At 68.1% G+C, this 3,956-nt stretch carries 4 protein-coding genes and 1 pseudogene; 4 read left to right on the forward strand and 1 reads right to left on the reverse strand.

The window, feature by feature from the left end; genetic code table 11:
* Positions 1-162 precede the first annotated feature (162 nt).
* The 4 genes from D180_RS02820 (at position 163) to D180_RS02835 (ending at position 3,515) form a co-directional block, all read left to right on the forward strand.
* Positions 163-1,344: a glutathionylspermidine synthase family protein gene (locus tag D180_RS02820; RefSeq protein WP_017911598.1), complete on the forward strand. Its 1,182-nt coding sequence runs from the start codon at positions 163-165 to the stop codon at positions 1,342-1,344.
* A gap of 67 nt (positions 1,345-1,411) precedes the next feature.
* Positions 1,412-2,014, forward strand: a complete 603-nt coding sequence (locus D180_RS02825) for a hypothetical protein (protein WP_081616378.1) — start codon at positions 1,412-1,414, stop codon at positions 2,012-2,014.
* A gap of 158 nt (positions 2,015-2,172) precedes the next feature.
* The gene (locus D180_RS02830; protein WP_232760281.1) at positions 2,173-2,556 is read left to right on the forward strand and encodes a hypothetical protein; all 384 of its coding nucleotides are present in this window, start codon (positions 2,173-2,175) and stop codon (positions 2,554-2,556) included.
* Positions 2,553-3,515 (forward strand): hypothetical protein, encoded by a 963-nt coding sequence (locus tag D180_RS02835; RefSeq protein ID WP_232760283.1) that lies wholly within the window; start codon positions 2,553-2,555, stop codon positions 3,513-3,515. The genes D180_RS02830 and D180_RS02835 overlap by 4 nt, the downstream gene beginning before the upstream one ends.
* A 49-nt stretch (positions 3,516-3,564) precedes the next feature.
* On the opposite strand, the pseudogene D180_RS02840 reads toward D180_RS02835, so the two are convergent.
* Positions 3,565-3,956, reverse strand: a pseudogene (locus tag D180_RS02840) (DUF58 domain-containing protein); the annotation flags it as partial.

Here is a 3,956-nt window from a genome sequence, read left to right on the forward strand (position 1 = left end):
CCGCCAGCGGCACGATGCTGCGCGGCAACCAGACCATGACCCATATCGGCGCCACGCCGAATCGTGCGGTCACCGTCAGCCGCGGCGGTTTCGGCGAATCCGCCGGTGGACGCGGCTTCGGCAGCTGAGTACCGCTTTTTCTCTCTTCGCACGAGACCCCGCATGAAACGCATCGCGATCGTCGAGCGCGGCGACTGGCGCGCCCAGGCCGCGGAGTACGGTTTCCGCTTCCACACCATCGACGGCCAGCGCTACTGGGACGAACGCGCCTACTACGCGTTCAACCTGCGCCAGATCGAGCGCGATCTGGAAGATCCCAGCGCCGAACTGCACGCGATGGCGATGGGCCTGCTCGACGAGATCGTCGCCAGCGAGGCGCTGATGCAGCGGCTGGCGATCCCGCCGGCGTTCCGCGACTGGATCGCCGACAGCTGGCGGCGCCGCGAGCCGCATCTGTACGGGCGCCTGGACCTGGCCTACGACGGCCGCGGCCCGGCCAAGCTCTACGAACTCAACTACGACACGCCGACCTCGCTGTTCGAGTCGGCGTTCTTCCAGTGGCAGTGGCTGGAGGACCAGCGCGCGCAGGGCCGATTGCCGGACGAGGCCGACCAGTTCAACTCCATCCACGAAGCCCTGCTGGAGCGCTTCGCCGCGATCGCCGGCGGGTTGCCGCCGCCGCTGTACTTCGCCGCGGTGCGCGATTCGGAAGAGGACCAGGGCACGATCGCCTACCTGCGCGACTGCGCCGCGCAGGCCGGCGTCGGCGGCGAGCTGATCGCGATCGAGGACATCGGCCTGTCCAGCGACGGCCGCTATACCGATCTGGACGACACGGTGATCGGCGCGCTGTTCAAGCTGTATCCGCTGGAGGACATGTTCGCCGAGCGTTTCGGCCAGGCGCTGCCGGGCTCGGGCCTGCGCCTGCTGGAGCCGCCGTGGAAGGCGCTGCTCAGCAACAAGGGCATCCTGCCGCTGCTGTGGGAACGCCATCGCGGCCATCCCAACCTGCTGCCGGCCGTGTTCGACGACGGCAGCGCCTTGCCGCCGGGTTGGGTACGCAAGCCGCTGCATTCGCGCGAGGGCGCCAACATCGTGCTGCACCTGGACGATGGCCGCGTGCTGGAGAGCGACGGCCCCTATGCCGGACCCTACATCCGCCAACAAGCGCATCCGCTGCCGGCGTTCGAGGGCCGCTACCCGATGGTCGGCAGCTGGATCGTCGGCGACCGCGCCTGCGGCATCGGCATCCGCGAGGACGATGGCCCGATCACCCGCGACAGCGCGCGGTTCCTGCCGCATGCCATCGTCGAGGACGCGCGGCCGAGTGTGCTGTATGCGTGAGTCGCTATTGCGCGCCGACGCGGCGTCGCCTGGCGCGCCGCGCCGGCATCGCAACGACGGAACACCCTTGGCTGCCTATGCGGACCAGGTGGCGGTGCGCTGCCATCGCTGCGGCACGCCGGGCTGGGTGCTGGCGCAGTGGGAGCCGTATCGCTGGCAGGCACGATTCCGTTGTGGCCAGTGCGCTACTGGGCTGGACAGCGACGCCGACGACTGGGTGGGAGCAGTGCAACTGGAAGGCCATCGCGCCTGCGGCCATTGCGGACACAAGTGGGTGCGGGTCCGTGCGACGTCGACCGGTGCAACCCCGGTGCCCGCGAACTTGCCCGGGCGTTGCGCGCATTGCGGGAAAAGCAGCGCGGTGGCCGTCACCACGTACCGCCTGCGCGACGGATCGCCCCACGATCCGCATTTCGGCATGCCGCTGGCGCTGGTCGCGCCGACCCGCGCCGGCCTGCTGTGGGCCTACAACCCGCGCCATCTGCAGGAGTTGCAGGACTACGTGGCGGCGACGCTGCGCGAACGCCGCGGCCTGTTCGGGCGCTCGATGGTGGCGCGGTTGCCGGCGTGGATGAAGCTGGCGCGGCATCGGCCGCTGATGCTGCGGACCTTGCAGCGTCTGCAGCAGGCTAGTGCGCAGTTGCCGTCGGTGCCTGCCGCGGCAACGTAGCGGCGGCGTCTGCGGTTTCATTCTTCGCCGTGAATGCGGCCGGCGCAGTCGCGCCACGCGCGACGCATGCGAAATGTCTACGATGTGATACTCGTCACGATTGACCGGACTTGCCCGTCTGACGAAGATCGACATCGGGGAGTGCTGCGGGGGCCGGCATGTCTGCATCTCGTATTCGCGCCAGAGTGCTGGTGCTGCTGGCGTGCGTCGCAGCCAACTGCAGCGCGTGCGCGGTGGTGACGGTCTCCACCGCGCGCGAGGACGTGGTCGTGCGTGGCCTGTTCGGCGCACGCGTCGCCACGACGGGATTGGCCCCTGTGGCGATCCGTTCGCGCGGGCTGGGAATTTCGCAGACCCCGCGCGCGTGGACGCTGGGCTGGCACGCCGAAACCGCGATCTATGTTCCCCCGGATGCGGACGCGTGCCGCATCGTGCTGATGTCCAGTACCGAAGCCGAGGTCCGCCGCCTGCTTGCGATCCTGCAGGCCGGCGGTGGTGATGTGTCTCAGGTCTGCATCGCATCACAGGAGGTGTCACGATGAAAACGTCTCTGGCTTGTTTCTCTGTTCTGCTGTTGGGCGGCTGCGCACATTTGGAGCAGGCGCCGTTGGTCTACGCGTCGAAGACGAGCTTCGGTGTCGATGTTTCCACGGCATCCACCGAAAACCCAGGCATTTCGATGAACCTGGGCTACAAGCAGGTGGATGCGGCCTATGTGCCGGTGGCGGTGGCGAGAAAGTGCAACGACGGCGTTGCCGGTGCCGACTGCAGCAAAAAGGGCTACGAGCTGCTGGTGATCTCCGGCGTCGCCAGAGAGGGCGATTCGGATGCCGACGGGACCAGCGAAGATGCGCGGATCGAAGCGGCCAAGAAGGCATCGACTGACTATGCGAGGGCGCTGTCGGAGGAGACGCTGGCGAAGCAGGCGATGATCGAGGCCGATAGCAAGCTCAAGCAACTGCGCGACAGCTACAGCGCAGCCGCCAAGCGGCAAAGCGCATACGATCAAGCGAAGCTGAAATGGGTGTCGCTGCAGGCAGCGGCGGCGAGCCCGGGCACGGTCGAAGAGGCGGACGTGAGCGCCGCGAAGAGCGCCCTGGACGCGCTCGCGCCCACTGCCGAAGATCAGGCGATTCTCGCGGGCTTCGCTCAGAGCGAGAACGACCTGCGGCAGAACGCCGCCGCCGTGGCGTCCGAGTATGCCAGCAAGCAAAAAGCGTCGGAGTTGCAGGAAGCCATTCTCAAGTCCGCCAATGCGAAGATCGCGCGCAGCAATCTGGGCGACTCCTATTCCGTGTTTGGCAGCTTCGATGGCACGAGCACCGTCAATGGCAAGGGCTCGGCGTCGATCGGGTTGGGCAAGATGTTCTCGACCGGCGTGGCTGCGCAACGGTTGGCGAGCGGCATATCGACCATGGCCTGCTATGACCTGATCAAGAGCAAGGCACCTGCCGCCGTCGCCGCGGCGGAACTGGAGAAGCTGTTGCAGCACTGCCAGTGAGTGCCGTGGTTTGCGCGGCCGAGCGGTGCGGCGGCGCCGCCGCCACGCGCTACAGCAGCCCGTCCCGCTTCACCGCCAGGTAGCGCTCGATCAGGGCGGCGGGCAGTTCCTCGCCGGTGACGTCGAGCACCATCACGCCGTGGCTGCGCAGTGCGTCATGCGCGGCGCTGCGTTGTTGCAGGTAGCGCGCCACCGCGCCGGCCTGCACCGCCTGCGGTAGCTCGTGTGCGTCCTCCGCCAGCGCCTGGTCCAGTTCGCGCTCGCGCAGGCTGGCAACGCACACCAGGTGGCGGCGCTGCAGCAGGCGTACGGCGGCCAGCAGGTCTTCGATGTCCTCGTCGCGCACGTTGCTGACCAGCATCACCAGCGCGCGGCGGCGCTGGCGCAGCGACAGTTCGGTGGCCGCGGTCAGGTAATCGGTGGCCACCGGCTGCGGCTGGC

This window comes from Xanthomonas sp. SHU 166 (genome assembly GCF_000364685.1).
Taxonomy (GTDB): domain Bacteria; phylum Pseudomonadota; class Gammaproteobacteria; order Xanthomonadales; family Xanthomonadaceae; genus Xanthomonas_A; species Xanthomonas_A sontii.

Bases quoted from the DNA above. Each gene is read 5' to 3' on its own strand.
- D180_RS02820 (WP_017911598.1), top strand. From the start codon at position 163: ATGAAACGCATCGCGATCGTCGAGCGCGGCGACTGGCGCGCCCAGGCC.
- D180_RS02830 (WP_232760281.1), top strand. From the start codon at position 2,173: ATGTCTGCATCTCGTATTCGCGCCAGAGTGCTGGTGCTGCTGGCGTGC.
- D180_RS02835 (WP_232760283.1), top strand. From the start codon at position 2,553: ATGAAAACGTCTCTGGCTTGTTTCTCTGTTCTGCTGTTGGGCGGCTGC.